Here is a 24,975-nt window from a genome sequence, read left to right on the forward strand (position 1 = left end):
GTATCGTACAACCGAATGCTCTGCATCCCTTCTCAGGTCAGCTCTTGAAGCTTGCGATGCAACAGGGAGATGTTGCGACCCCGTGCGACGAAGCTTGGCAGAGTGGCCGGAAGTTGGCGGCGAACTTTATCAGCATCGCCCTGGTTTGGGAAGCTCCCAAACACACAAGCTCCGGTTCCGGTCAGTCTGGCCGATGTGAATTTGTTCAACGACATCAGCGCGTTACGTACAGCTGGGTAACGTTTCTCGACGACCGTCTGACAGTCGTTTCGACCGTCCACCCCGAGAAGGCTGCGAACTTTAATGGGCGCGGTATCCCGTGTCAACTCGGGATCGGAGAAAACTTCTGCTGTGCTGACAAAGACTTGCGGCACGGCGACGAGGAACCAGGGCTCCTCCAGTTCGACCGGCGTGAGCTTCTCGCCCACCCCTTCGGCGAAGGCCGCGCGGCCGCGCACGAACACCGGAACGTCGGCGCCCAGGCCCAGGCCCAGGGCCGCCAGGCGGTCTTCGTCCCAGCCCAGTTGCCAGAGGTGGTTGAGGCCGACCAGGGTGGTGGCCGCGTCCGAGCTGCCGCCGCCGATGCCGCCGCCCATGGGCAGGTGCTTGTCCAGCCAGATGTCGGCGCCCAATCGGCAGCCGGACTGTTCCTGCAGCTGGCGCGCGGCGCGGACGATCAGGTTGCTGTCGTGGGGCACGCCGGGTATCTCGGTGTGCAGGCGGATCTGCCCGTCCTCGCGGGGGGCGAAGTGCAGTTCGTCGGCGTGGTCGAGGAACTGGAACAGCGTCTGCAACTCGTGGTAGCCGTCGGCGCGGCGCCCGAGGATGTGCAGGAACAGGTTGAGCTTGGCCGGGGCCGGCAGCGTCAGGCGTTCGCGCATGTCAGCGGGCCTGGCCGAGCAGACGCGGTTGCCAGCTCTTGATCACCAGGGTGACGTCGAGGTTCTCGCCGTGCAGCTTCAGGCGCTCGGGCAGCCAGTAGCCGTCCTGCTGGGCGTAGCTGCTGTATTCCACGTCCCAGCCGTCCTGCTCCAGGCGCGCCAGGCGGCTGTCGCTGTCGAGGGTCAGGCGGCTCTTGCTGTCCGGGGCCGGCAGGCCGCGGATCCACCAGAGCAGGTGGGATACCGGCAGGCGCCAGCCCATCTGCTGCTCCAGCAGGGCCTCGGGGGACTCGGCCTGGTAGCGGCCCTGACCGGCGACTTCGAGGGTCACCGCGCCTTCGCGCCCGGTCAGGCGCGCCGCGCCGCGGCCCAGCGGGCCGGACAGGCGGATGTCGTAGTAGCCCTGGCGTTGCAGCCAGAACAGGGTGCCGCTGCCGGAATCCCGGGGCGCGCGAATGCCGACCTTGCCGTCGATCTGCCAGCCATCGAGGGCGGCGACGCGTTCCTTGTGGGTCTTCCAGCTGTTGGCGTTGCCCTGGCCTTGCAGGGCTTCCTGGGTGGTGAAGCCGGCGCAGCCGCTGAGCAGGAGCAGGGCGGCGGCGCCAAGGACGTGAATCAGACGCATGGGAAATCTCAGGGGGTCTTGGACCCGGTCAGGCGCAGCAGGGTGTCGCGCAGCACCGGGCTGTCGGGCTGGTTCTGCAGGGCGGTGCTCCAGACTTCGCGGGCCTCGCGCTGCTTGCCGCGGGCCCAGAGCACTTCGCCCAGGTGGGCGGCCACTTCGTGGTCGGGGAACTTCTCCAGGGCCTGGCGCAGGTAGGTTTCGGCCTGGTCGAGGTTGCCCAGGCGGTAGTTGACCCAGCCCAGGCTGTCGAGGATGGCCGGGTCGTCCGGGTTCAGCTGGTGGGCCTTCTGGATCAGCTCGCGGGCCTCGTCGTAGCGCGTGGTGCGGTCGGCCAGGGTGTAGCCTAGAGCGTTGAGCGCCATGGCGTTGTCCGGCTCGCGCTGGATGATCAGGCGCAGGTCCTTCTCCATCTGCACCAGGTCGTCGCGCTTCTCCGCCAGCATGGAGCGGGTGTAGAGCAGGTTGAGGTCGTCGGGGAACTGCTTGGTGCCCTGCTCGATGACCTGCCAGGCGCGGTCGGTCTGGTTGCGGTTGGACAGGCCCTCGGCCTCGATCAGGTACAGCTGGATGGCGTAGTCGGGCTGGCGCTCGCGGGCCTCGGCGAGGCGCCGCGAGGCTTCGGCGCTGCGCCCGGAGTCCATGAGGATTTCGCTCTGGCGCAGCTGCGCCGGGAGGAAGTCGTTGCCCGGGCCGACCTGGGCGTATTCCTTCAGTGCGGTTTCCGGGTCCTTCTGCTCCTCGGCGAGGCGGCCGAGGTTGAAGTGCGCGGCGTCGGTGTGGCTGTCGCGTTCGACCAGTTCCTGCAGGTAGACCTTGGCTTCGTTCCAGGCCTGGGCCTCCAGGCACACCAGGGCTAGGGAGAAGCGCAGGTCGTCGTCGTCGGGGAACTGCTGCACCAGGGCGGAGAACTCGGCCTTGGCGTCGTCCAGGCGGTTCTGCTCCACCAGCAGGCGAGCGTAGGCCAGGCGTACGCGCTTGTCGTCCGGGTGTTCCTTGATGCCGGCCTTGAGCAGCGGCAGGGCCTCGTCGCTGCGCTTCATGCTCTGCAGCAGGCGCGCGCGCAGCAGCATCGGCGCCACTTCGTGGCGGCTGGCCGGCTTGCTCTCCAGCAGGCTCAGGGCCTCCTGCGGGCGGCCGTCCTGCTGCAGCAGCAGGGCCTTGCCGAACAGCAGCTGGCCGTTGTCGGGATACTTCTTCAGCAGGCGGTCGAAGCTCTGCAGCAGGCCGGCGCGGGTGTCCGCGTCGGTTTCCGCGGCGGACAGGGCGAGGAAGTCGAAATGGGTGTCGCCCTGGCCGTTGAGGACCTTCTCCATGTACACCATGGATTCGTCGTACTGGCCGGTGCGCGCCAGCTGCAGGGCGGCGGCGCGCTGCGCGTCGAGGTCGTCGGGGGCGGCCTTGGCCCAGATCAGCGAGGTGTCCAGGGCTTCCTGGTCGGCGCCCAGGTACTCGGCGATGCGGAAGGCGCGCTCGGCCACGCCCGGATCCTGGGTCTGCTTGGCTTGGTCGACGTAGTTGGCCAGGGCGATGTCGAAGCGGTTGCGCTGCCCGGCGATCTCCGCCACCAGCAGGGAGTACAGGGTGTCCTCGCTGAAGGAGCCGTACTTGCGGCCCTTCTCCGCGCTGGCCGCACTGTCCTTGGCCGGTTTCGGCGCCGGTTCCTTGTGCAGCATGGATTGGCAGCCACCGAGCAGCAGCAGGGCGGTCAGCAGCGCTAGGGATTTGTTCATAGACGAAAGAGAGGGACCTGAACGGCGGGTTGTGCCCCATCATGACATAAGCCATTCGGCAAGCCCATGGGGTGGGGGCCGCCAAACCCAGCATAGACGCACAGATCGGCTGCTTGTATTGCGGTGGTTGTCCTCCACCGGTCGACGTAGGACAATTGCGGGCTTCCCGAATTACCTCAGCGATCCCGCATGGCCTTCATCGCCCTTGGCATCAACCACAAGACAGCTTCCGTGGCCGTCCGTGAGCGCGTGGCGTTCACCCCCGGGCAGATGGTCGAGGCCCTGCAGCTGCTCTGCCGGCTGACCGCCAGCCGCGAGGCGGCGATCCTCTCCACCTGCAACCGCAGCGAGCTGTACCTGGAGATCGAGCACCCGGAAGCCGAGGACGTGCTGGCCTGGCTCGCCGACTACCACCGCCTGAGCCTGGACGAGCTGCGCAACTGCGCCTACGTGCACCAGGACGAGGACGCGGTGCGCCACATGATGCGCGTGGCCGCCGGCCTGGACTCCATGGTGCTCGGCGAGCCGCAGATCCTCGGCCAGATGAAGTCCGCCTACGCCGTGGCCCGCGAGGCCGGCACCATAGGCCCGATGCTCGGCCGCCTGTTCCAGGCCACCTTCAGCACCGCCAAGACCGTGCGCACCGACACCGCCATCGGCGAGAACCCGGTGTCGGTGGCCTTCGCCGCGGTCAGCCTGGCGCGGCAGATCTTCAGCGACCTGCACCGCAGCCAGGCGCTGCTGATCGGCGCCGGCGAGACCATCACCCTGGTCGCCCGCCACCTGCACGAGCAGGGCGTGAAGCGCATCGTGGTGGCCAACCGCACCCTCGAACGCGCCAGCCTGCTGGCCCAGGAGCTGGGCGCCGAGGCGATCCTGCTGGCGGACATGCCCGAGCACCTGGCGCACAGCGACATCGTCATCAGTTCCACCGCCAGCCAGTTGCCGATCCTCGGCAAGGGCGCGGTGGAGCGGGCGCTCAAGCAGCGCCGGCACAAGCCGATGTTCATGGTCGACATCGCCGTGCCGCGCGACATCGAGCCGGAAGTCGGCGAACTGGACGACGTCTACCTCTATAGCGTCGACGACCTCCACGAAGTGGTGGCGGAGAACCTCAAGAGCCGCCAGGGCGCCGCCCAGGCCGCCGAGGAGCTGGTTGGCGACGGCGTCCACGAATTCATGCAGCGCCTGCGCGAGCTGGCCGCGGTGGACGTGCTGCGCGCCTACCGCCAGCAGGCCGAGCGCCTGCGCGACGAGGAACTGCAGAAGGCCCAGCGCCTGCTGGCCAACGGCGGCGACCCGGCGGACATCCTCGCCCAGCTGGCCCGCGGCCTGACCAACAAACTGCTGCACGCGCCCAGCGTACAGATGAAGAAACTCTCCGCCGAGGGCCGCATCGATGCGCTGGCCCTGGCCCAGGAACTGTTCGCCCTCGACGAGGGCCCTGAGAAGCGATGAAAGCCTCCCTGTTGACCAAGCTGGACACCCTCAGCGACCGCTACGAGGAGCTCACCGCTCTGCTCGGCGACGCCGAGGTGATCAGCGACCAGACCAAGTTCCGCGCCTATTCCCGCGAGTTCGCCGAAGTCGAGCCGGTGATCCTGGCGTTCCGCGACTTCCGCAAGACCCAGGCCGACCTGGAGGGCGCCCAGGCGCTGCTCAAGGACAGCGACCCGGACCTGCGCGAGATGGCCGAGGAAGAAGTCGCCAGCGCCAAGGCGCGCCTGGCCGAGCTGGAAGACGCCTTGCAGCGCATGCTGCTGCCCAAGGACCCGAACGACGGGCGCAACGTGTTCCTGGAAATCCGCGCCGGCACCGGCGGCGACGAGGCGGCGATCTTCTCCGGCGACCTGTTCCGTATGTATTCGCGCTATGCCGAGCGCCAGGGCTGGCGCGTCGAAGTCCTCTCGGAGAATGAGGGCGAACACGGCGGCTATAAAGAGGTGATCGCCCGCGTCGAGGGCGACAACGTCTACGCCAAGCTCAAGTTCGAATCCGGGGCGCACCGCGTGCAGCGCGTGCCGGCCACCGAATCCCAGGGCCGCATCCACACCTCCGCCTGCACCGTGGCGGTGCTGCCGGAGCCCGACGAGCAGGCGGCCATCGAGATCAACCCGGCCGACCTGCGGGTGGACACCTATCGCTCCTCCGGCGCCGGCGGCCAGCACGTGAACAAGACCGACTCGGCCGTGCGCATCACCCACATCCCCTCGGGCATCGTGGTCGAGTGCCAGGAGGAGCGTTCGCAGCACAAGAACCGCGCCAAGGCCATGGCCTGGCTCGCGGCCAAGCTCAACGACCAGCAGCAGGCCGCGGCGCAGCAGGCCATCGCCAGCACCCGCAAGCTGCTGGTGGGCTCGGGCGACCGCTCCGAGCGCATCCGCACCTACAATTTCCCCCAGGGACGGGTCACCGACCACCGCATCAACCTTACCCTGTACTCCCTGGGCGAGGTGATGGAGGGCGAAGTGGAGCAGGTGATCGAACCGCTGCTGCAGGAATACCAGGCCGACCAGCTGGCCGCCCTGGGGGATTGAGGCGCCATGGCCACCATCATGACTCTGCTCGCCGAAGCGCAACTGCCGGATTCGCCCAGCGCGCGCCTGGACGCCGAGCTGCTGCTGGCCGCCGCCCTGGGCAAGCCGCGCAGCTTCCTGCGCACCTGGCCGGAGCGGGTGGTCGACCGTGAGGTGCGTGAACGCTTCGAAGGCTGGCTGGCGCGCCGCCGCGCCGGCGAGCCGGTGGCCTACATCCTCGGCCGCCAGGGCTTCTGGAGCCTGGACCTGGAAGTGGCGCCGCATACCCTGATCCCGCGTCCGGACACCGAGCTGCTGGTGGAAACCGCCCTGCAACTGATGCCGGCCAGCCCGGCGCGGGTGCTCGACCTGGGCACTGGCACCGGCGCCATCGCCCTGGCCCTGGCCTGCGAGCGCCTGAGCTGGCAGGTCAGCGGCGTCGACCGCATTCCCGAGGCCGTGGCCCTGGCCGAACGCAACCGCGAGCGCCTGCGCCTGGCCAACGTCGGCTTCCGCCAGAGCCACTGGTTCTCCGCCCTGGAAGGCGAGCGCTTCGCCCTGATCGTCGGCAACCCGCCGTACATCCCCGGCAGCGACCCGCACCTGCAGCAGGGCGACGTGCGCTTCGAGCCGAAGAGCGCGCTGGTGGCCGGCCACGACGGCCTCGACGACATCCGCCTGATAGTCGCCCAGGCCCCGCGCTTCCTCGAACCGGGCGGCTGGCTGCTGCTGGAGCACGGCTACGACCAGGCCGCGGCGGTGCGCGACCTGCTGCTGGGCAACGGTTTCAGCGAAGTGGAAAGCCGCCGCGACCTCGGCGGCCACGAACGCATCAGCCTGGGGCGCCTGCCATGTTGAACGACCAAGAGTTGAACGACGAACAGTTGAACGACGAAGAACTGCTGCGTTACAGCCGGCAGATCCTCCTGCCGCAGATCGACATCGACGGCCAGCTGCGCCTGAAACAGGCCCGCGTGCTGATCGTCGGCCTCGGCGGGCTGGGCTCGCCGGTAGCGCTGTACCTGGCCGCGGCCGGCGTCGGCGAGCTGCACCTGGCCGATTTCGACAGCGTCGACGTGACCAACCTGCAGCGCCAGGTGGTGCACGACAGCACCCAGGTCGGGCGCAGCAAGGTGGACTCGGCCATGGCCCGCCTGGCCGCCATCAACCCGCAGGTGAAGCTGGTGCCGCACCGCCAGGCGCTGGACGAGGATTCCCTGGCCGCGGTGCTGGCCCAGGTCGACCTGGTGCTGGACTGCTGCGACAACTTCTCCACCCGCGAGGCGGTCAACGCCGCCTGCGTCGCCGCCGGCAAGCCGCTGGTCAGCGGCGCGGCCATCCGCCTGGAAGGCCAGCTCTCGGTATTCGACCCGCGCCGCGACGACAGCCCCTGCTACCACTGCCTCTACGGCCACGGCAGCGAAGCCGAGCTGACCTGCAGCGAAGCCGGCGTGGCCGGGCCGCTGGTGGGCCTGGTCGGCAGCCTGCAGGCGCTGGAGGCGCTGAAGCTGCTGGCCGGCTTCGGCGAGCCGCTGGTGGGCCGCCTGCTGCTGGTGGACGCCCTGGGCACGCGCTTCCGCGAGCTGCGCGTCAAGCGCGACCCGCAGTGCGCGGTCTGCGGTTCACGGCATGGCTGACGAGCGGCCGATAGGGGTCTTCGACTCCGGCGTCGGCGGCCTTTCGGTGCTGCGCGAGATCCGCGCGCGGCTGCCGGACGAATCGCTGGTGTACCTGGCCGACTGCGGCCACGTGCCCTACGGCGAGAAAACCCCGGAATACATCCGCGAGCGTTGCCGGCGCATCGCCGAATTTCTCATCGCCCGCGACTGCAAGGCCCTGGTGCTGGCCTGCAACACCGCCACCGCGGCGGCGGCCTCCGACCTGCGCGAGCGTTATCCACAGCTGCCGATCCTGGCCATGGAGCCGGCGGTGAAACCGGCCGCGGCGGCAACCCGCAGCGGCGTGGTCGGCGTGCTCGCGACCACCGGTACGTTGAAGAGCGCGCGCTTCGCCGCGTTGCTCGACCGCTTCGCCAGCGACGTGCGGGTGATCACCCAGCCCTGCCCGGGGCTGGTCGAGCGCATCGAGGCCGGCGACCTGGAGGGGCCTCAGACCCGCGAGCTACTCCGGGGCTTCGTCGAGCCGTTGCTGGCCGAAGGCTGCGACACCCTGATCCTCGGTTGCACCCATTACCCCTTCCTGCGCCCGCTGCTGGGCCGGATGCTGCCGCCCGGCGTATCGCTGATCGACACCGGCGCCGCAGTGGCCCGCCACCTGCAGGCGTCGCTGGCCAGCCGCGGCCTGGAGGCGCGGGGGCCGGCAAAAAAAACGCACTTCTTCACCAGCGGGGCGGTCGAGATGTTCGAGAGGGTGTTGCCGGTGCTGTGGGGCCTTGATGAATCGGTCAGTTTTTTTGCCGATTGAGCAAGGAAGTTTCCGCGCATACGTAACAATGCGCTGACATTTCGCAGGCCATATCTGGCAAATCGCCTTATAATCATTAGCTATTCGCGGGGATTTTTCATTCAGCTTATCCATAAGGATCTTTCGATGAAGAAGCTACTCTCGCTGGCCGCCTTGGCCGCAATCATGATGGTGGGTGCCGCCGGCGCAGCGCAGGCCGCGAATCTGACCGCCGCGGCAGGCGCCACCGGCCAGGGCGACATGACCCTGCGCCTGGGCGCGAGTTTCGACTGGGACAAGACCTGGTGGGAAAGCAGTACCGGCCACCTGACCGGCTACTGGGACACCGGCGTCACCTACTGGGGGGCCGGCGACCGCGCGGGCGCCCGTTATTCGCTGTCCGTCGCGCCGGTGTTCGTCTACCAGTTCAACGGCGACAGCGTGAAGCCCTTCATCGAGGCCGGCATCGGCATCGCCGGCTTCACCGGCTCCGAGGTCGGCGACCATGACCTGGGCAGCGCCTTCGCCTTCGAAGACCGCCTGGGCTTCGGCCTGAAGTTCGCCGGCGGCCAGTCGGTGGGCATCCGCGCCATCCACTACTCGAATGCCGGGCTCGCGATGCCCAACGACGGCATCGAGTCCTACAGCCTGTTCTACAGCCATCCGCTGTAAGTTCCAGCTGTGCGAAAAAGCCGGCCCTGGTGGCCGGTTTTTTCATGCCTGTTTGCCGACTACGCCAAAGGGTTTTTCGTAGGATGGGTTGAGCTTGCGAAACCCATGCGGACATGGCGATGGGTATCGCTTCGCTCAACCCATCCTACGGGCTGTTTCTTCCGGACCATGTCACACCCCGGCGCGATTCGCGGATGAGATCCGCCTACGCCGCCCCACCCACACCATTCCATGTAGGAGCGCGCCCTGCGCGCGATTTCGCGGGCAGGGCCTGCTCCTACAGGCCCCGAGAAGCCATGTTCGCCTGCAACGTAGGCAGACTAGGCAGCTCCCGGCAGATTGCGGAAGGCCTCCAGCACCCGCTCGCGGCTCGCCGCCAGATCGAGCATCGGCGCCGGGTAGCCGGGCGCGCCGAACAGCCCCAGGCGCGATGGCTCGTGCAGGCTTTCGTTGTCCAGGCCGGCCAGCTCCGGCAGCCACTGGCGCAGGAAACGCCCGTGGGGATCGAAGCGGCGCGATTGCGCCAGCGGGTTGAACAGGCGGAAGTAGGGCGCGGCGTCGGTGCCGGTGGAGGCGCTCCATTGCCAGCCGCCGTTGTTCGCCGCCAGGTCGCCGTCCACCAGGTGGCGCATAAACCAGCGCTCGCCTTCGCGCCAGTCGATCAGCAGGTTCTTGCTGAGGAACATGGCGGTGAGCATGCGCAGGCGGTTGTGCATCCAGCCGGTGGCCAGCAACTGGCGCATCGCCGCGTCGATGATCGGGAAGCCGGTGCGGCCCTGCTGCCAGGCTTCCAGCTCCGCCGGCGCGTGGCGCCAGGGCAGCGCCTCGGTTGGCGCGCGGAAGGCGCGGCCGCGGCTGACCTGCGGGAAACCGACCAGGATGTACTTGTAGAACTCGCGCCAGAGCAGTTCGTTGATCCAGGCCACGGGGCCCGGGCCGCCGCTCTCGAATTCGCCCCGGTTGTTCGCCAGTGCCGCGTGCAGGCACTGGCGCGGCGAGAGCACGCCGGCGGCCAGGTAGGCGGAGAGTTGGCTGGTGCCGTCGAGGTCCGGGCGGTCGCGTCGCTCGTGGTAGTGCGCCAGGCCATCTTCGGCGAAGCCGGCCAGGCGTTCGCCGGCGGCCTTTTCCCCGGCGGGCCAGAACTCCCGCGCCAGTGCTGCGCTGGGCGTGAAGCCGGGCAGTTCCCGTGGCACGGGGTCGCCGTCCACCTCCAGCGGCGCCTGCGCTGGCGGCGCCGGTAGGCAGGCGGGCAGGGCAGTGGCCAGTCGCTGGTAGCAGAGCTTGCGGAACTGGCTGAAGACCTGGAAGTAGCTGCCGCCGCGGGTGAGCAGGCTGCCGGGGGCGAACAGCAACTGGTCCAGGTGGCTGTGGAAGCCGACGCCGGCTTCGGCCAGGCGCCGTTTCACCGCCTCGTCGCGGCGGCTTTCGTGGATGCCGTACTCCTCGTTCACCCGTACCGCGGCGATGCCCAGGCTGCGGCACAGCTGCAGCAGCACTTCCGGCGCCTGGCTCCAGGTGTCCGCTTCACGCAGCAGCAGGGGAATGTTCAGCCGCGCCAGGTCGCGTTGCAGCACCTGCAGGTTGCGCAGCCAGAAGTCGACCTTGTTCGGCGAATCGTCATGGGCGCGCCACTGGCCGGGGCTGAGCAGGTAGCAGGCGATCACCGGGCCGGCCTGGGCGGCGGCGGCCAGGGCGCTGTTGTCGCGCACGCGCAGGTCGCTGCGTAGCCAGAGCAGTTGGCGCCTCATTCGCCACCCCCGCCGTTGAGCAGGCCCAGGGCGTGCAGGGTGGCGCGCGCTTGTAGCGGGTCTTGCGCCAGGTGCAGGCCCGGGTGGCTTTCACGTTGCAGCTCGGCCAACTCCTGGGCATGGATGTCCACGCTGGCGCCCACCAGCAGGGTGGGGCAGATGCAGCCGGCGAGCAGGCGCGACAGCTGCGCCGGGCTCAGGCTCTGGTCGGAATAGAGGAGCAGGGCGCGCGGGTTCAGGCGCTGTTCGACCAGGGCGATCTCGGCGCAGGACAGCGGGCCGTCGAACACCTGCACCGGGCACCCGGCGGAGCTGGCCAGCCAGGCGCACAGCCAGTGGCCGGTTTCCCGCGGGTGTTCCGACTGGTTCACCAGCAGCAGCGGCCGCCCCTGGTGCTGGCGGTTGTAGTGATACAGGCGGCCGCCCAGCTTGCTGCGCAGCCAGGAGTGGTAGAGCAGGCGCTCCAGGCCGCTGCCGAACTGGCCCTGCCAGCGTAGCTGGAGGTCGCGCTGCAACGGCAGCATCAGGTGCTCGCACAGTGTCTGCGCCGGGTAGATCGACAGCGCGCCGTTGAACAGCTCGTCCAGGCGCTGTTCGTCGAGCCGGGCGATGGCGCTCAGCGCCTGCTGGCGCAGGTCGTCCCAGGGCGAGTGGGTATCGGCTGCCGCCCGCGGCGGTTCGTCGAGCAGGTCGCGCACCTTGCCCACCGCCACGCCGCGCTCCAGCCAGGTGAGCACACGGCGGATCCGCTCCAGCTGCTCGGCGGAGTACAGGCGGTGGCCCTTGGCGGTGCGCTGGGGGACGACCAGCCCGTAGCGGCGTTCCCAGGCGCGCAGCGTCACCGGGTTCACCCCGGTGCGCCGGGCTACTTCGCTGATCGGCAGCCAGCCGGCGGCCAGCGCCTGGCGATAATCGTCGGGAAGGGTGTTGCTTCGTTCAGATGGCATTGCGTAGACCCAAGGCCTCGGGGTGGGGTTGCAGGTACGCCTGGCGGGCGATGTACGGGTGCGGGTGGCGGCGGAAGTGGTGCTTGAGCAGCGCCAGGGGCACCACCAGCGGTACCTCGCCGTGGCGGTACTGTTCGATCAGCCGTTGCAGCTCGGCGCGGTCGTCCGCCCCCAGCGCGCGCTTGAGGTAGCCGGCCAGGTGCTGCAGCACGTTGCTGTGGCTGCCGCGGCTGGCGCAGTGGCCCAGCGCCTGGCTGAAGGCCCGGTAGTAAAGCGGGCCGAACTGCTCCGCCGGATAGCGGCCGATGTCCGCCAGCAGCCGGCCCAGTTCGGCGTACTGGCGCGGGGCGTGGGCGAGCAGCTGGTACTTGTGGCGCGAGTGGAAGTCGAGGATCGCCTTGTGCGTCAGCCCCGCGCGGCACAGGGCGAGCCAATCGAGATGGGCGTAGACGCGGGTGACGAAGTTCTCGCGCAGGCGGGGATCGTGCAGACGGCCTTCCTCTTCCACCGGCAGCTCGGGGCGGGCGGCGCAGAAAGCCTCGGCGAACAGGCCGCGGGCGCCGGCCATGGGCGGCTGGCCATCTTCCGCGTAGAGCTTGACGCGGTGCAGGCCGCAGGAGGGGGACTTCTGCATGAAGATGAAGCCACCCAGCTCACTCAACTGGCCGGCCTGTTCCGCGCCATAGCGACGCAATGCCGCACTGTGGTCCAGGGTCGCATCGCGGCTATCTACCGCACTGGCCACCGCGCGTGGCTGCGTGGCCTCGCCAACCAGGCGCAGGGTAGGGCGCGGCACGCCCAGGCCGATGGCGACTTCCGGGCACAGCGGGACGAAGTCGAAGTGCCGGGCGAAGTCCTCCAGGCACAGGCGCGAAGCCTTGTGCCCGCCGTTGTAGCGGACGTTCGCGCCGAGCAGGCAGGCGCTGATGCCGAGCTTGGGCCGGGAAGGGGAGGTGGGCATGGTCTGACCCTGTACAAGTAGGCTTTGCGTGTACAACTGCTTTTCAGCATAGGCCGAACGTTGTACAGCCGCAAATCATTTGTACAGGGTACGGCGCCCAAGCGGGCGCCGTCGGGCTCAGAGGTGTTGCAGCAGGCGGCGGGCGGCTTCCAGGCCGCTCAGCCAGGCGCCTTCGACGCGGCCGGAGAGGCACCAGTCGCCGCAGGCATAGATGCCCAGGTCGGCATCGGCCAGCGCGCCCAGCTGGTGCGCTTCCAGCGGCCGGGCATAGAGCCAGCGGTGGGCCAGGGCGAACACCGGTTCGGGCACCGCGCAGCCGATCATCTCGGCGAAGGTGCCCAGCAGGTGCTCGATGACGGTTTCCTTGGGCTTGTCGATGTTCTGCCGGCTCCAGCTGCTGCTGGCGTGCAGCACCCAGGTGTCCATGTGTTCGTCGCGGCCGGGCTTGCAGCGGTTGCTGGCCATCCAGGTCAGCGGGCCTTCCTGGACGAAGCAGCCTTGCACCGGCGTCTGCAGGGGCTCGGCGAAGCCCAGGGCCACGGCCCAGGTCGGCTCCATGGCGATGCTCGCCGCCGCTGCTGCCAGCTTGGGCGCGCCGGCCAGCAGCGCCGCGGCCTGCGGCGCCGGGGTGGCGACCAGGACGTGGCTGAACGGGCCGTGGTTGCAGCCTTCGGAGTCCTGCAGGTGCCAGTGCTGTTCGCCGCGGAAGACTTCGGTGATGCGGCAGGAGAAGGTGACCTGCAGCCCCTGCAGCAGCGCGCGGGTGATGGCGCTCATGCGCGGGGTGCCGACCCAGCGCGGCTGCTCGTCCGGCGATGGGCTGAGCATGCCGTCGCGGTACTGGTACAGGGCCGGGTTCCACTCAGCGACCCAGCCGGCGTCGCGCCAGTGCTGGATGGCGTCGAGGAAGCGGCGGTCGCGGGCGGTGAAGTACTGGGCGCCGAGGTCGAGCGCGCCAGCATCGCTGCGCTTGCTCGCCATGCGGCCGCCGCTGCCGTGGCCCTTGTCGAAGAGCTGGACTTCCTGTCCCGCGTCGAGCAGGGCGTGGGCGGCTGAAAGTCCGGCGATTCCGGTGCCAATGATGGCAATGGGGGCGCTCATGACATGCCTCGTAGGTTGTTGTGTTCAGGTTAGCGAGTCGAACAGCCTTGTACAATCTGTTTTATTTGTATAGTTGTTCGGTCGCCGTTCGAACGGTCGAGCGGAATTTCGTCCACGCTTCGCGGCCATTCCTTCGGGGCGTCGCGTATCGGTTCCGGCATTTACAGCGTAGACGTTCGCCACACTCGGACGGGTGCAGTAATGCAAGCGTCGTTCCCTCGTCCAGACTGATGGTAGGTGTGGGAGTTCAGCGCAAGGAGGTTCAGATGCACATCTTCATTACCGGCGGTACCGGCCTGATCGGCCGCCGCCTGTGCCGCCACTGGAGCGCCGCCGGCCATCGGCTGACGGTGCTCAGCCGCCGTCCGGAGCGCGTCGCCGAGCTTTGCGGGCGCGAGGTGCGGGGCGTTTCCAGCTTCGAGGCGGTGGGCGACGAACAGGTCGACGCGGTGGTCAACCTGGCCGGCGAGCCCATCGCCGAGCGGCCCTGGACGTCGCGGCGCAAGGCGCTGCTGTGGGACAGCCGGGTGCGCCTCACCGAGCGTCTGGTGGAGTGGCTGGAAGGCCGCAGCCAGCGGCCATCGGTGCTGATCAGCGGCTCGGCGGTCGGCTGGTACGGCGACGCCGGCGAGCGTCCGCTGGACGAAGGCAGCGCGGCGGCCGGCGAGGATTTCGCCAGCGAGCTGTGCCTGGCCTGGGAGCAGATCGCCATGCAGGCCGAGGGCCTGGGCATCCGCGTGGTGCGCCTGCGCACCGGGCTGGTGCTGGCGCCGGAGGGCGGCTTCCTCGCGCGCCTGCTGCCGGCCTTCCGCTTCGGCCTGGGCGGCCAGCTGGGCAACGGCCGGCAATGGATGTCCTGGGTGCACATCGAGGACATGATCGGCCTGATCGATTTTCTCTTGCAGCTAAGCGACGCCAGCGGTCCGTATAATGCGTGCGCGCCGCAGCCGGTGCGCAACCGCGACTTCACCCGGGCCCTGGGCCAGGCGCTGCACCGCCCGACCCTGCTGGGCGTGCCGGCCTTCGCCCTGCGCACCCTGCTCGGCGAGCTGTCGCTGCTGTTGCTCGGCGGCCAGCGCGTGGAGCCCCGGCGCCTGCTGGAAGCCGGCTTCGTGTTCCGCTACAACGATCTGCCGGCCGCCCTCGCCGATGTCCTCGCGCATCGCCCGGCGGCCGCCGCCCACCGTCACTAAGGATGCTGCATGACCCTCAACGCCCTGCTGCTGGTCAACCTGGGCTCGCCGGCCTCGACGGAGGTGGCCGACGTGCGCCGTTACCTGGACCAGTTCCTCATGGACCCGTACGTCGTCGACCTGCCCTGGCCGGCGCGGCGCCTGCTGGTGTCGCTGATCCTGCGCAAGCGCCCGGAGGAGTCGGCGCACGCCTATGCCTCCATCTGGTGGGACCAGGGCTCGCCGCTGGTGGTGATCAGCCGCCGCCTGCAGCAGGTCATGCGCAAGTACTGGCCGCACGGCCCGGTGGCGCTGGCCATGCGCTACGGTCAGCCGTCCATCGAGAACGCCCTGCTGGACCTCTACGAGCAGGGCGTGCGCCAGGTGACCCTGGCGCCGCTGTACCCGCAGTTCGCCGACAGCACCACCACCACCGTCATCGAGGAGGCCCGCCGGCTGATCCGCCAGCTCGGCCTGCACGGCATGCACCTGCTGGTGCTGCCGCCGTTCTACGCCGAGCCGGAATACCAGCAGGCCCTGCTGACCAGCGTGCAGCCCTACCTGGAGCAACCCTACGACCACCTGCTGCTGAGCTTCCACGGCCTGCCCGAGCGGCACATCCGCAAGCTGGTGGGCGACCGCAAGCATGACCTCGACGCCGCCGACAGCCGCCACGTGCGCCCGGAGGTCCTGGCGCTGTGCTACCGCAGCCAGTGCCTGCGCACCGCGGAGCTGTTCGCCGAGAACGCCGCCCTGGAGAAGGGCCGCTGGTCGGTGTCGTTCCAGTCGCGCCTGGGCCGCGCCAAGTGGATCGGCCCCTACACCGACGCGCAGCTGGAAGTCCTGGCGAAGCAGGGCGTGAAGCGTTTGCTGGTGATGTGCCCGGCCTTCGTCGCCGACTGCATCGAGACCCTGGAGGAAATCGGCCAGCGCGGCCGCGAGCAGTTCATCGCCGCCGGCGGCGAGGAGCTGGTGCTGATTCCCTGCCTGAACGACCAGCAGGCCTGGGCGCTGGCGCTGGCGCGGTTGTGCGAGCGGTTGCCGGAGCCGCTCTGACGGCCGGCTTTGCGCCCGCAGGAGAAACGTCGTCGTAGTCGTAGGATGGGTTGAGCGAAGCGATACCCATCACCATGGCTCGGCTTTGGCCCGGCGCCTCCGGGGCTGGCCTTGGCGTTGGCTGTGGCCCCGGTGTATCGGCGGATAACCGCGAACGGTTATTCGCCCTACGTCACGGTCGGGCCTGGCGTAGGGCGCATAACGCCTACGGCGTTATCCGCCGTCTGGCCTTGGTTCCCGGCGGCTCCGGGGCTGGCCTGGGCGTTGGCTGTGGCCTCGGTGTATCGGCGGATAACCGCGAACGGTTATTCGCCCTACGTCAAGGTCGGGCCTGGCGTAGGGCGCATAACGCCTACGGCGTTATCCGCCGTTTGGCCTTGGTTCCCGGCGCCTCCGGGGTTGGCCTTGGCGTTGGCTGTGGCCCCGGTGTATCGGCGGATAACCGCGAACGGTTATTCGCCCTACGTCCCGGTCGGGCCTGGCGTAGGGCGCATAACGCCTACGGCGTTATCCGCCGCTTGGCCTGGGCTATGCCGATTCAGGGCGGCAGCCAGGCCCTACACCTTGAATTGATTCACCAACCGCCGCTGCTGCTCCGCCAGCCTGGTCAGCTCGGCGCTGGCCTGGGAGGCCTCGTCGGCGCCGCCGGCCACCTGGTTGGCGACCAGGCCGATGTTGGCGACGTTGCGGTTGATGTCCTCGGCTACCGCGCTCTGTTCCTCGGCGGCGCTGGCGATCTGGGTGTTCATGTCGTTGATCACCGACACCGCCTGGGTGATCGACTCCAGCGCCTGGGCCGCCTCGTGGGCGTGGCGCACGCTGTCGTCGGTCTTCTCCTGGCTCTGCTGCATCACCTGCACCACTTCGCGGGTGCCGTTCTGCAGCTGCTGGATCATGCTCTGGATTTCCTCGGTGGCCTGCTGCGTCTTCTGCGCCAGGTTGCGCACTTCGTCGGCCACCACGGCGAAGCCGCGGCCCTGCTCGCCGGCCCGCGCCGCCTCGATGGCGGCGTTGAGCGCCAGCAGGTTGGTCTGCTCGGCGATGCCGCGGATGGCCACCAGGATGGCGTTGATGTTCTCGCTGTCGCGGGCCAGCGACTGCACCACGCCGACCGCGCGGCCGATCTCGGTGGCCAGGGCCTGGATCGCCGCCGAGCTGCTTTCGACTATCTGCTTGCCCTGGTGCGCGGCCTGGTCGGCGTGGCTGGCCGCTTCCGCCGCGTGGGTGGCGTTGCGCGCCACGTCCTGGGCGGTGGCGGTCATCTCGTGGACGGCGGTGGCCACCAGCTCGATCTCCGCCAACTGCTTCTGCACGCCCTGGTTGGTGCGGATGGCGATGTCCGCGGTGTGCTCGGAGGAGTCGCTGACGTGCTGCACCGACGTCACCACCTGGCCGATCATGCCCTGCAGCTTGCCGAGGAAGGTGTTGAAGCCGCGGGCGATGGAGCCCAGCTCGTCGGCGCGCTCGCTGGACAGGCGGCGGGTCAGGTCGCCTTCGCCCTGGGCGATGTCGTCGAGCATGCCGACCAACTGGCGCAGCGGCCGGGCGATGCCGTGGCCCACCAGCCAGATCACCAGCAGGCCGCCGGCGGCGATGAGCAGGCCGACCAGGGTCATGCCCAGGGTGTCGGAATCGCTCTGCGCCTTGAGCGCGCCCTGCAGTTGCTTGAGTTCGCCGAACACGGCCTGCCGCGGGATCTCCAGCATCAGCGTCCAGCGCGTGCCGGTGTCGCCGATGGCGAAGGGCAGGAACACGGCGATGGTGTCGCGAGTCGGGTCCTGCAGGTACAGCGGCTCCTCGCCCTGCAGCTTGCCGAGGCTGGCGGCCTGGCTCGCGTCCAGCACCTTGTCGGCCGGTTCGCCGAGCTTGCCGGCGTCCTTGGTGTAGGCCACCAGGCGGCCGTTGGCGGAGATCAGCGCCAGCTCGCCGGCGCCGTCGTAGAGGGTGGCGTCGGCGGCCTTGAGCAGGTCCTGGATGAAGTCCAGGGACAGGTCGGCGCCCACCGCGCCGCGGAACTGGCCGTCGACCAGGATGGGCGCGTTGAAGGACGACATCATTACCATTCTGCCGCCCATTTCATAGGGCGCGGGGTCGATCACGCAGGGCTTGTGGCGTTCCTTCGGGCACAGGTAGTACTCGCCCTCGCGCACGCCGGTGGGCAGCACCTTCTGGCTTTCCAGGGTGTCGCCCATGGCTTCCACGGTGAGGCTGCCGTCGGCCTTGCGGTACCACCAGGGCATGAAGCGCCCGCTGGCGTCGTAGCCGGCGCCGGTCTGCCCGGCGTAGAGGCTGTCGGGGCCGGCGAAGGCGCCGGGTTCCCAGCCGGCGAAGGCGTCCAGCAGCTTGGGGGTCTGCTGCACGGTCTGGCGCAGCAGGTTGGACATCTCGCCGCGACTGATGCCCAGCAGCGGCTTGCCCTCGGCATCCTTGCCGTCCATCAGCATGTTGGCCTGGGCCAGGCCCTTGACCACCGTCAGCGGGTATTCCAGCTCGCGCTGGATCTGGCTGGCCTGGGCGCGCGCCAGGGCCACCAGGCGTTCGTTGATGACCTTCTCCAGCAGCGCCTGGGTGCGTTCCTGCACCAGCGTCTGGGTGCGCCCGCCGGCGAACAGGGCATAGAGTACCAGCGCAGCCACCACTGCCAGGACGCTGGCCCCGGCCAGCGCCACCACGGAAAACTGGATCGACTTGAACTTCATGGCGAAATACTCGCGTACCAGGGACAGCCTGTTCCGCTGTATCGGCAGGACTTCAGAGTTTCCTTAGGAAATGCCTGTAATGGGTTGTAACGCCCTTGTGTCGTCTCCTTTGCGGAGCGGTTGCCGGCCACCGGGGGGCGGCCTACCATTGCGCGCTGTCCAAGGGAGATTGCATTGCTTCAGGAGAGCATCATGCCCAGCCTATTCCGCTTCACCGGCCTGGCCGCCGCCCTGCTCCTGGCCGGGTGCCAGCAGGTCAACACCACCAGCGGCGGCGCCGTCGGCGTCGAGCGCAAGCAGTACATGTTCAGCATGCTGTCGAGCCAGCAGGTCGACCAGATGTACTCGCAGTCGTACCAGAAGACCCTCACTGACGCGACTTCGGCGGGCAAGCTGGACAACGACAGCAGCGACGCCAAGCGCGTCAAGGCCGTGGCCGCGCGGCTGATCCCGCAGACCGGTTCGTTCCGCCAGGACGCCCCGGGCTGGGACTGGCAGGTCAACGTGATCAAGAGCGACGAGCTCAACGCCAACTGCGGCCCCGGCGGCAAGATCATCTTCTACAGCGGCCTGATCGATCAGCTGAAGCTCACTGATGACGAGATCGCCGCGGTGATGGGCCACGAGATCGCCCACGCCCTGCGCGAGCACGGCCGCGAGCAGATGTCCCGCGCCTACGCCGTGCAGATGGGCGAGAACCTCGGCGGCGCGCTGCTGGGCCTGGGCGAGACCAGCAAGCAGCTGGCCGACCAGGTGGTGCAGTACAGCCTGACCCTGCCCAACAGCCGGCAGAACGAGACCGAGGCCGACCTCATCGGCCTGGAGCTGGCCGCCCGCGCCGGCTACAACCCCCAGGCCGCGCTGACGCTGTGGCAGAAGATGGGCCAGGCCGGTGGCGATGCGCCGCCGGAAATCCTCAGCACCCACCCGGCGGACAGCACGCGCATGGCCAACCTGCAGGCCGCCATTCCCAAGGTGATGCCGCTGTACGAGCAGGCCAAGGGCCGCAATTGACGAGCGGGGGGATCGACGCCGTCGATCCGTTGCAGCCGGCCGCCGACGCGGCCGGTTCGACCACCACCAGGGAGCGCCAGTGAAAATCGCAGTACTCGGAGCCACCGGGCTCCTCGGCCACCACGCCGCGCGCGCCATCAAGGCCGCCGGCCACCAGCTGGTGCTGATCCACCGCCCGTCCTCGCAGATCCAGCGCCTGGCCTACCTGGAGCCGGAGTGCCGGGTCGCCGAACTGTTCGACTACAAGGGGCTGGAGCGCGCCCTGAGCGGGCTCGACGCGGTGATCTTCAGCGCCGGCTACTACCCGCAGCGGCCGCGCCGCTGGCAGGAGGAGGTGGCCAGCGCCCTGGACCAGACCAATCATTTCTACGCGGCCTGCCTGCACAACAAGGTGCCGCGCATCCTCTACGTCGGTTCGGCCTTCGCCATGCCCCCGCACCCCCAGGGCCTGCCCGGCCACGAGGGGCTGTTCTACGAGAGCCTGCCCACCGGCAAGAGCGCCTACGTGATGTGCAAGTGGGCGCTGGACGAACAGGCCCGCGAGCAGGCCCGCGGCGGCCTGCCGGTGGTGATCGGGATTCCCGGCATGGTGCTGGGCGAGCTGGACATGGGCCCGACCACCGGGCGCCTGATCACCGCCATCGGCCGCGGCGAGATGTCCCACTACGTGCCGGGGCGGCGCAACGTGATCGATGCCGGCGAGGCGGGGCGCGGCCTGCTGATGACCCTGGAGCGCGGGCGCATCGGCGAGCGCTACCTGCTCACCGGGCACAACGTGGAGATGGCCGAGCTCACCGCCACCATCGCCCACCTGCTGGGCCGCCCGGCGCCGCAGCCGATGCCGCTGCACCGCGCCCGCGCCCTGGCCACCCTGGGCCGCTGGCGCTACCGCCTGACCGGCAAGCTGCCGCTGCTGGACGAAACCGCCATCGAGGTGATGGCCGGCGGGCAGTTCCTCGACGGACGCAAGGCCCGCGAGGAGCTGGGCTTCGAAAGCCACGTGCCGCTGGAAGACACCTTGCAGCGGGCCATCGACTGGTTCCGCGCCAACGGGTACCTGTAGGCGCAACAGTCTTGCCGACTGCGCCGGGGAATACCGTGCCTTACCGCAAACTGTAGGAGCGGGCCCTGCCCGCGAATCGCGCCGATATGTCCGGCTATCGCGGACAAGGTCCGCTCCTACGGGGGAGGAACACCGCGCTTTCCCGGCTACCTGTAGGAGCGGGCCCTGCCCGCGAATCGCGCGCAGGGCGCGCTCCTACGGGGGAATGGCGTGGGTGGGGTGGCGTAGGAGCGGATCTTATCCGCGAATCGCGCCGATATGTCCGGCTATCGCGGACAAGGTCCGCTCCTACAGGGAGACTCCGTGCCTTACCGCAAACTGTAGGAGCGGGCCTTGCCCGCGATTCGCGCGCAGGGCGCGCTCCTACAAGAGAAGGCCGCTGCCTCAGGGTAGCGCCTGCTCCGCCAGCGGGCGGTTCTGCAGGCCCATCTGGCTGCGGAAGCTTTCCATGTCGATCAGCGTGCACAGCTCCTGCAACTTGCCCTGGCTGTTGAACAGCCACAGGGCCATGCCGGGGATGCTGACCACCTTGTCGCTGGCCGGGTAGCCGAAGGCGGGGCGGCTGATGGTGCCCACCAGGGTGCTCCAGGTGAACACCTTGTGGCCCTCGCTTATGCATTCCTCGACCACCACTTCCAGGTCGTCCATGGACGCGCGGATGCCCTCGATCAGTTGCCGGTAGCCGGCGCTGTCCAGGGGCTGGGCGGAGAAGCTGCTCTTGTAGAGGAAGTCCGGGCTGTGCAACTGGGTGGCCAGGGCCAGGCGGCCCTTGTTCCAGCTCAGGTCGATGTGCTGGCGGGCGAGGCGTTTCAGGTCCTTGTCGGTCATGGCTGTTTCCTTCAGCGAAGGGACGACAGCCACAACTATAGGACGAAGGCGTGGCGGCAGCATTGGCCGCCACGCCGGAGCGCCTGTCAGAACAGCCCGGACAGCTTGGCCGCGTGCCAGGCCGCGGCCAGGCCCAGGACGGCGAAGGCGCAGGCGGCCAGGCGGCGGATCAGTGCCAGCGGCAGGCGTTCGGCGGCGAAGTTGCCGGCCAGTACCACCGGCACGTTGGCCAGCAGCATGCCGATGGTGGTGCCCAGTACCACCAGCCAGAAGTGCGGGTACTGCGCGGCCAGCATCACGGTGGCGACCTGGGTCTTGTCGCCCATCTCGGCGAGGAAGAAGGCGATCAGCGTGGTGAGGAAGGGGCCGAACTTCTTCAGGCCGCCCTCTTCGTCGTCATCCAGTTTGTCCGGCACCAGGGTCCAGGCCGCCACGGCGAGGAAGGAGGCGGCCAGCAGCCAGCTCAGGGCGGCTTCGGAGAAGAAGGTGGAAACCCATTTGCCCACGGCGCCGGCGGCGAAGTGGTTGACCAGGGTCGCGGCGACGATGCCGGCGATGATCGGCCAGGGCTTGCGGAAGCGCGCGGCGAGGACGAGGGCGAGCAGTTGCGTCTTGTCGCCGATTTCGGCGAGGGCAACCACCAGGATGGGGACGAACAGGGATTCCATCAGGCTTTCCTAAGGGGGCGGGTCGACTAATCACCAATGACACGTGCCATCCGCCCACCCCGGGTCGGATCGCTCGTGTCATAGGTCTTGTCAAACCCGGGCCCGACTGCTGCGGGCCTTGGGGCCGCACGCGCCATGGTCTGCGGACCAAGTGTGTTGACGCGTGCCGGGCGAGGGCGGGAACCGCTCGCGGGAGACTACTCCCCTAGGACGGGGCGCATTCTGCCCAAGTCGTCCGGCTTGGGCAAGCCCGGCGTTCAGTCGACGTCGCGGCCGGAGGTGACGTCCATCTCCTCGTAGCGGACGAAGCGGCTGCCGTTCTTCAGCCGGTAGCCCCACTAGATGACGAGGAACAGCGGCAGGCTGACGTAGGTGGCGACCAGCCCGGTCCAGTCGATCGTCTCGCCGACGAACGCCTGGTAGTTCTGCCCCAGGGTGATCGCCAGGCACAGGGCGAAGGCGAACAGCGGGCCGAAGGGGAACCACTTGGCGCGGTAGGGCAGCTCCTCCAGCTTGCCGCCCTGCAGCAGGTAGCCCTTGCGGAAGCGGTAGTGGGAGATGGCGATGCCCAGCCAGACGATGAAGCCGCACATGCCCGAGGTATTGAGCAGCCAGGTGTAGACGGTCTTGTCGCCGATGAAGCTGGTGAGGAAGCACAGCCCGCCCACCAGTGTGGTGGCGTAGAGCGCGTAGCGTGGCACGCCGCTCTGCGAGATCTGCCGGAACAGGCGCGGCGCCTGGCCATGCAGGGCCATGGTGTAGAGCATGCGGGTGGAGGCGTACATCCCCGAGTTGCCGGCGGAGAGGATCGCCGAGAGGATCACCGCGTTCATCACTCCGGCCGCCGCGGCCAGGCCGGCGCGCTCGAAGAGCAGGGTGAAGGGCGAGGTGCTGATGTCGCTGCTGTCGGTCTTCAGCAGGTTCGGATCGGTGTAGGGGATGAGCATGCCGATGACGAAGATCGACAGGATGTAGAACATCAGGATCCGCCAGAACACCTGGCGGATGGCGATGGGGATCGACTTGTGCGGGTGCTCCGACTCGCCGGCGGCGACGCCGATCAGCTCGGTGCCCTGGAACGAGAAGCCGGCGATCATCGCCACCCCGACCATGGCCTGCAGGCCTCCGACGAAGGGCGCGTCGCCGGTGGTGAAGTTGCTGAAGCCGGGGGAGTCGATGCCGTGCATGATGCCGAAGATGCTGGCCAGGCCGATGCCGATGAAGATCACCACGGCCACCACCTTGATCAGCGCGAACCAGAACTCGCTCTCGCCAAAGCCCTTCACCGAGAAGAAGTTGAGGCCGAACATGATGGCCAGGAAGATCGCGCTCCAGTACAGGCCGGGCACGTCGGGGAACCAGAAGTTCATCACCAACTGCGCGGCCACCAGTTCCGCGGCGATGGTCACCGCCCAGTTGTACCAGTAGTTCCAGCCCATGGCGAAGCCGAAGCCTTCGTCGATGAAGCGGCTGCCGTAGGTGGAGAAGGAGCCGGAGTCGGGGATGTAGGCGGCCATCTCGCCCAGGCTGGTCATCAGGAAGAACACCATCAGGCCGATCAGCGCGTAGGCCAGCAGCGCGCCGCCGGGGCCGGCGGTGGCGACGGTGCTGCCGGAGGCGACGAACAGCCCGGTGCCGATCGAGCCGCCGATGGCGATCATGTTCAGGTGCCTGGGCTTGAGCGAACGCTTCAGGTGCGCTGGGGTCTTTTCCGGCGACTTCACGAAGGTCAGCTCGGCTTCTTTCACGGTGCTTTTCACGGCGATCCTCGGCTCGTGAGGCGCGCCGGCCCGGCGCGCCCTTTCGGTCTGGGTGGAGTGTAGTGGGGCTGCGGCGAGGCGCCCGGGCTCAGGGGCGACGGGCGCTGTAGATGCGGAAACCGTCGCCCTCGGCGAGGCTGCGGCAGGGCCCCAGGTGCTGTTCGATCAGCGGCGGGTACTTGAGGAAGCTGTTGGCCACCAGGCGCAGTTCGCCGCCCGGGCGCAGGTGTTGCGCGGCTTCGCGCAGCAGGCGCTCGCTGGCCTGGTAGTCGGTGTGCACGCCCTGGTGGAAGGGCGGGTTGCTGACGATGGCGGCCAGGCCGGCCGGCGCCGCGTCGATGCCGTCGCCGCCGATCACCTCGCCTTCCAGGCCGTTGGCGGCGAGGGTCAGGCGGCTGCTCTCCAGGGCGAAGGCGTCAACGTCGAGCAGGCTCAGGCGGCTGCCCGGGTAGCGGCGCTTGAGCACCGCGCCGAGCACGCCGGCGCCGCAGCCGAAGTCCAGCACCTGGCCTTCGGGCAGGCCGTCCAGGTGTTCCAGCAGCAGGGCGCTGCCGCGGTCCAGGCGGCCATGGCTGAACACGCCGGGCAGGCTGACCACCTGCAGTTCGCCGTCGGCCAGGGCCAGCGTGTAGCGCTGGGCCAAGGAATGCAGGTCGGGGCAGGGCAGGGCGCCGTCGATGGCGGCGTGCCACAGCTGGCAGTGCCGCGCGCTGTCGAGCTTGGCGGCCTTGGCCAGGGCGCCGAGCTGCTTGGCGGCGCGCTCGACGCCGGCGCGCTTCTCGCCCACCAGGTACAGCTGGCCGCCGGGCACGCGGCTGGCCAGGGCGGCCAGCAGGTAATCGGTCAGCTCGCGGGACTTGGGCAGGAACAGCACGGCGGCGTCGAACCCGCCCTCCGGCGGCGTCACGCCGAAATGGCAGCGTCCCGGGTAGCGGCCGTCCAGTTGCCGCTGCTCGCCGGCGTGCCAGCTCCAGCCCAGGGCGTGCGGCAGTTCGCCGAGCAGGCCGTCGGCGGGCAGGCCGGCCAGCAGCACTCGGCCGGCGAAACGTTCGATCTGGCGCAGCAGCACCTCGCTGGTGGGGGCGTTGGACATGCGGCCTCCTGAAAAAGGGCGCGAGTTTAGCACTTCGC

21 protein-coding genes, 1 pseudogene and 1 riboswitch are annotated in these 24,975 nt (G+C 68.9%); of the genes and pseudogenes, 10 read left to right on the forward strand and 12 right to left on the reverse strand.

Annotation, left to right across the window (positions count from 1 at the left end):
- Window positions 1-32 precede the first annotated feature (32 nt).
- The 3 genes from ispE to IG194_RS19350 are packed head-to-tail and all read right to left on the reverse strand — an operon-like array spanning window position 33 to window position 3,236.
- The gene (gene ispE, locus IG194_RS19340) at window positions 33-881 is read right to left on the reverse strand and encodes a 4-(cytidine 5'-diphospho)-2-C-methyl-D-erythritol kinase (RefSeq protein ID WP_058488492.1); all 849 of its coding nucleotides are present in this window, start codon (window positions 879-881) and stop codon (window positions 33-35) included.
- A 1-nt stretch (window position 882) separates the two neighbouring features.
- Window positions 883-1,506, reverse strand: coding sequence for a lipoprotein insertase outer membrane protein LolB (gene lolB, locus IG194_RS19345; protein WP_009617438.1), 624 nt, complete (start codon window positions 1,504-1,506; stop codon window positions 883-885).
- 8 nt (window positions 1,507-1,514) lie between these two features.
- Window positions 1,515-3,236 carry a tetratricopeptide repeat protein gene (locus tag IG194_RS19350; protein WP_043273584.1) on the reverse strand — a complete coding sequence of 574 codons (1,722 nt, stop codon included), beginning with the start codon at window positions 3,234-3,236 and terminating at the stop codon, window positions 1,515-1,517.
- 189 nt (window positions 3,237-3,425) lie between these two features.
- On the opposite strand from IG194_RS19350, the gene hemA reads away from it, so the two are divergent.
- The 6 genes from hemA (at window position 3,426) to IG194_RS19380 (ending at window position 8,827) form a co-directional block, all read left to right on the forward strand.
- A complete protein-coding gene (hemA, locus tag IG194_RS19355; protein ID WP_043273585.1) occupies window positions 3,426-4,694 on the forward strand; it encodes a glutamyl-tRNA reductase in 1,269 nt (422 codons plus the stop codon).
- Window positions 4,691-5,773 (forward strand): peptide chain release factor 1, encoded by a 1,083-nt coding sequence (gene prfA, locus IG194_RS19360; protein ID WP_043273586.1) that lies wholly within the window; start codon window positions 4,691-4,693, stop codon window positions 5,771-5,773. The genes hemA and prfA overlap by 4 nt, the downstream gene beginning before the upstream one ends.
- Window positions 5,774-5,779: 6 nt before the next feature.
- On the forward strand, window positions 5,780-6,610 hold the full coding sequence (prmC, locus tag IG194_RS19365; protein WP_058488493.1) for a peptide chain release factor N(5)-glutamine methyltransferase: 831 nt from the start codon (window positions 5,780-5,782) through the stop codon (window positions 6,608-6,610).
- Complete coding sequence (locus IG194_RS19370; protein WP_058488494.1) at window positions 6,604-7,389, forward strand: molybdopterin-synthase adenylyltransferase MoeB; 786 nt, start codon at window positions 6,604-6,606, stop codon at window positions 7,387-7,389. The genes prmC and IG194_RS19370 overlap by 7 nt, the downstream gene beginning before the upstream one ends.
- On the forward strand, window positions 7,382-8,176 hold the full coding sequence (gene murI, locus IG194_RS19375) for a glutamate racemase (protein WP_058488495.1): 795 nt from the start codon (window positions 7,382-7,384) through the stop codon (window positions 8,174-8,176). The genes IG194_RS19370 and murI overlap by 8 nt, the downstream gene beginning before the upstream one ends.
- Window positions 8,177-8,302: 126 nt before the next feature.
- On the forward strand, window positions 8,303-8,827 hold the full coding sequence (locus tag IG194_RS19380) for an acyloxyacyl hydrolase (protein ID WP_009617456.1): 525 nt from the start codon (window positions 8,303-8,305) through the stop codon (window positions 8,825-8,827).
- 320 nt (window positions 8,828-9,147) lie between these two features.
- On the opposite strand, the gene phrB is transcribed toward IG194_RS19380, so the two are convergent.
- The 4 genes from phrB to IG194_RS19400 all read right to left on the reverse strand — a co-directional run bounded on the left by phrB (window position 9,148) and on the right by IG194_RS19400 (window position 13,584).
- Window positions 9,148-10,575 carry a deoxyribodipyrimidine photo-lyase gene (phrB, locus tag IG194_RS19385; RefSeq protein WP_058488496.1) on the reverse strand — a complete coding sequence of 476 codons (1,428 nt, stop codon included), beginning with the start codon at window positions 10,573-10,575 and terminating at the stop codon, window positions 9,148-9,150.
- A complete protein-coding gene (locus tag IG194_RS19390) occupies window positions 10,572-11,522 on the reverse strand; it encodes a MerR family transcriptional regulator (protein WP_058488497.1) in 951 nt (316 codons plus the stop codon). Before IG194_RS19390 ends, phrB begins: the two co-directional genes overlap by 4 nt.
- Window positions 11,512-12,483, reverse strand: coding sequence for a YbgA family protein (locus IG194_RS19395; RefSeq protein WP_058488498.1), 972 nt, complete (start codon window positions 12,481-12,483; stop codon window positions 11,512-11,514). Before IG194_RS19395 ends, IG194_RS19390 begins: the two co-directional genes overlap by 11 nt.
- Window positions 12,484-12,600: 117 nt before the next feature.
- Window positions 12,601-13,584: an NAD(P)/FAD-dependent oxidoreductase gene (locus IG194_RS19400; protein WP_058488499.1), complete on the reverse strand. Its 984-nt coding sequence runs from the start codon at window positions 13,582-13,584 to the stop codon at window positions 12,601-12,603.
- Between the two features lie 266 nt (window positions 13,585-13,850).
- Here IG194_RS19400 and IG194_RS19405 point away from each other — a divergent pair, with 266 nt between their 5' ends.
- Window positions 13,851-14,777 carry a TIGR01777 family oxidoreductase gene (locus IG194_RS19405; RefSeq protein WP_058488500.1) on the forward strand — a complete coding sequence of 309 codons (927 nt, stop codon included), beginning with the start codon at window positions 13,851-13,853 and terminating at the stop codon, window positions 14,775-14,777.
- A 9-nt stretch (window positions 14,778-14,786) separates the two neighbouring features.
- Complete coding sequence (gene hemH / locus IG194_RS19410) at window positions 14,787-15,812, forward strand: ferrochelatase (RefSeq protein WP_009617462.1); 1,026 nt, start codon at window positions 14,787-14,789, stop codon at window positions 15,810-15,812.
- A gap of 557 nt (window positions 15,813-16,369) precedes the next feature.
- On the opposite strand, the gene IG194_RS19415 is transcribed toward hemH, so the two are convergent.
- Window positions 16,370-18,511, reverse strand: coding sequence for a methyl-accepting chemotaxis protein (locus tag IG194_RS19415; protein ID WP_058488501.1), 2,142 nt, complete (start codon window positions 18,509-18,511; stop codon window positions 16,370-16,372).
- A 192-nt stretch (window positions 18,512-18,703) separates the two neighbouring features.
- Here IG194_RS19415 and IG194_RS19420 point away from each other — a divergent pair, with 192 nt between their 5' ends.
- Both IG194_RS19420 and IG194_RS19425 read left to right on the forward strand, forming a co-directional pair.
- Window positions 18,704-19,525 (forward strand): M48 family metallopeptidase, encoded by an 822-nt coding sequence (locus tag IG194_RS19420; protein WP_058488502.1) that lies wholly within the window; start codon window positions 18,704-18,706, stop codon window positions 19,523-19,525.
- A gap of 79 nt (window positions 19,526-19,604) precedes the next feature.
- A complete protein-coding gene (locus IG194_RS19425) occupies window positions 19,605-20,588 on the forward strand; it encodes an NAD-dependent epimerase/dehydratase family protein (protein ID WP_043273600.1) in 984 nt (327 codons plus the stop codon).
- A gap of 384 nt (window positions 20,589-20,972) precedes the next feature.
- On the opposite strand, the gene IG194_RS19430 is transcribed toward IG194_RS19425, so the two are convergent.
- The 4 genes and pseudogenes from IG194_RS19430 to IG194_RS19445 form a co-directional block, all read right to left on the reverse strand.
- Complete coding sequence (locus IG194_RS19430; protein ID WP_009617468.1) at window positions 20,973-21,416, reverse strand: ketosteroid isomerase-related protein; 444 nt, start codon at window positions 21,414-21,416, stop codon at window positions 20,973-20,975.
- A gap of 86 nt (window positions 21,417-21,502) precedes the next feature.
- Window positions 21,503-22,084, reverse strand: coding sequence for a TMEM165/GDT1 family protein (locus tag IG194_RS19435; RefSeq protein WP_099049030.1), 582 nt, complete (start codon window positions 22,082-22,084; stop codon window positions 21,503-21,505).
- Window positions 22,085-22,164: 80 nt separating this feature from the next.
- Window positions 22,165-22,302, reverse strand: a riboswitch (yybP-ykoY riboswitch).
- A 39-nt stretch (window positions 22,303-22,341) separates the two neighbouring features.
- Window positions 22,342-23,808, reverse strand: a pseudogene (locus IG194_RS19440) (amino acid permease).
- A 124-nt stretch (window positions 23,809-23,932) separates the two neighbouring features.
- Complete coding sequence (locus IG194_RS19445; protein WP_058488504.1) at window positions 23,933-24,937, reverse strand: class I SAM-dependent methyltransferase; 1,005 nt, start codon at window positions 24,935-24,937, stop codon at window positions 23,933-23,935.
- Window positions 24,938-24,975: the final 38 nt, after the last annotated feature.

It is taken from the genome of Pseudomonas sp. ADPe (assembly GCF_014843515.1).
Classification (GTDB): Bacteria; Pseudomonadota; Gammaproteobacteria; order Pseudomonadales; family Pseudomonadaceae; genus Pseudomonas; species Pseudomonas citronellolis.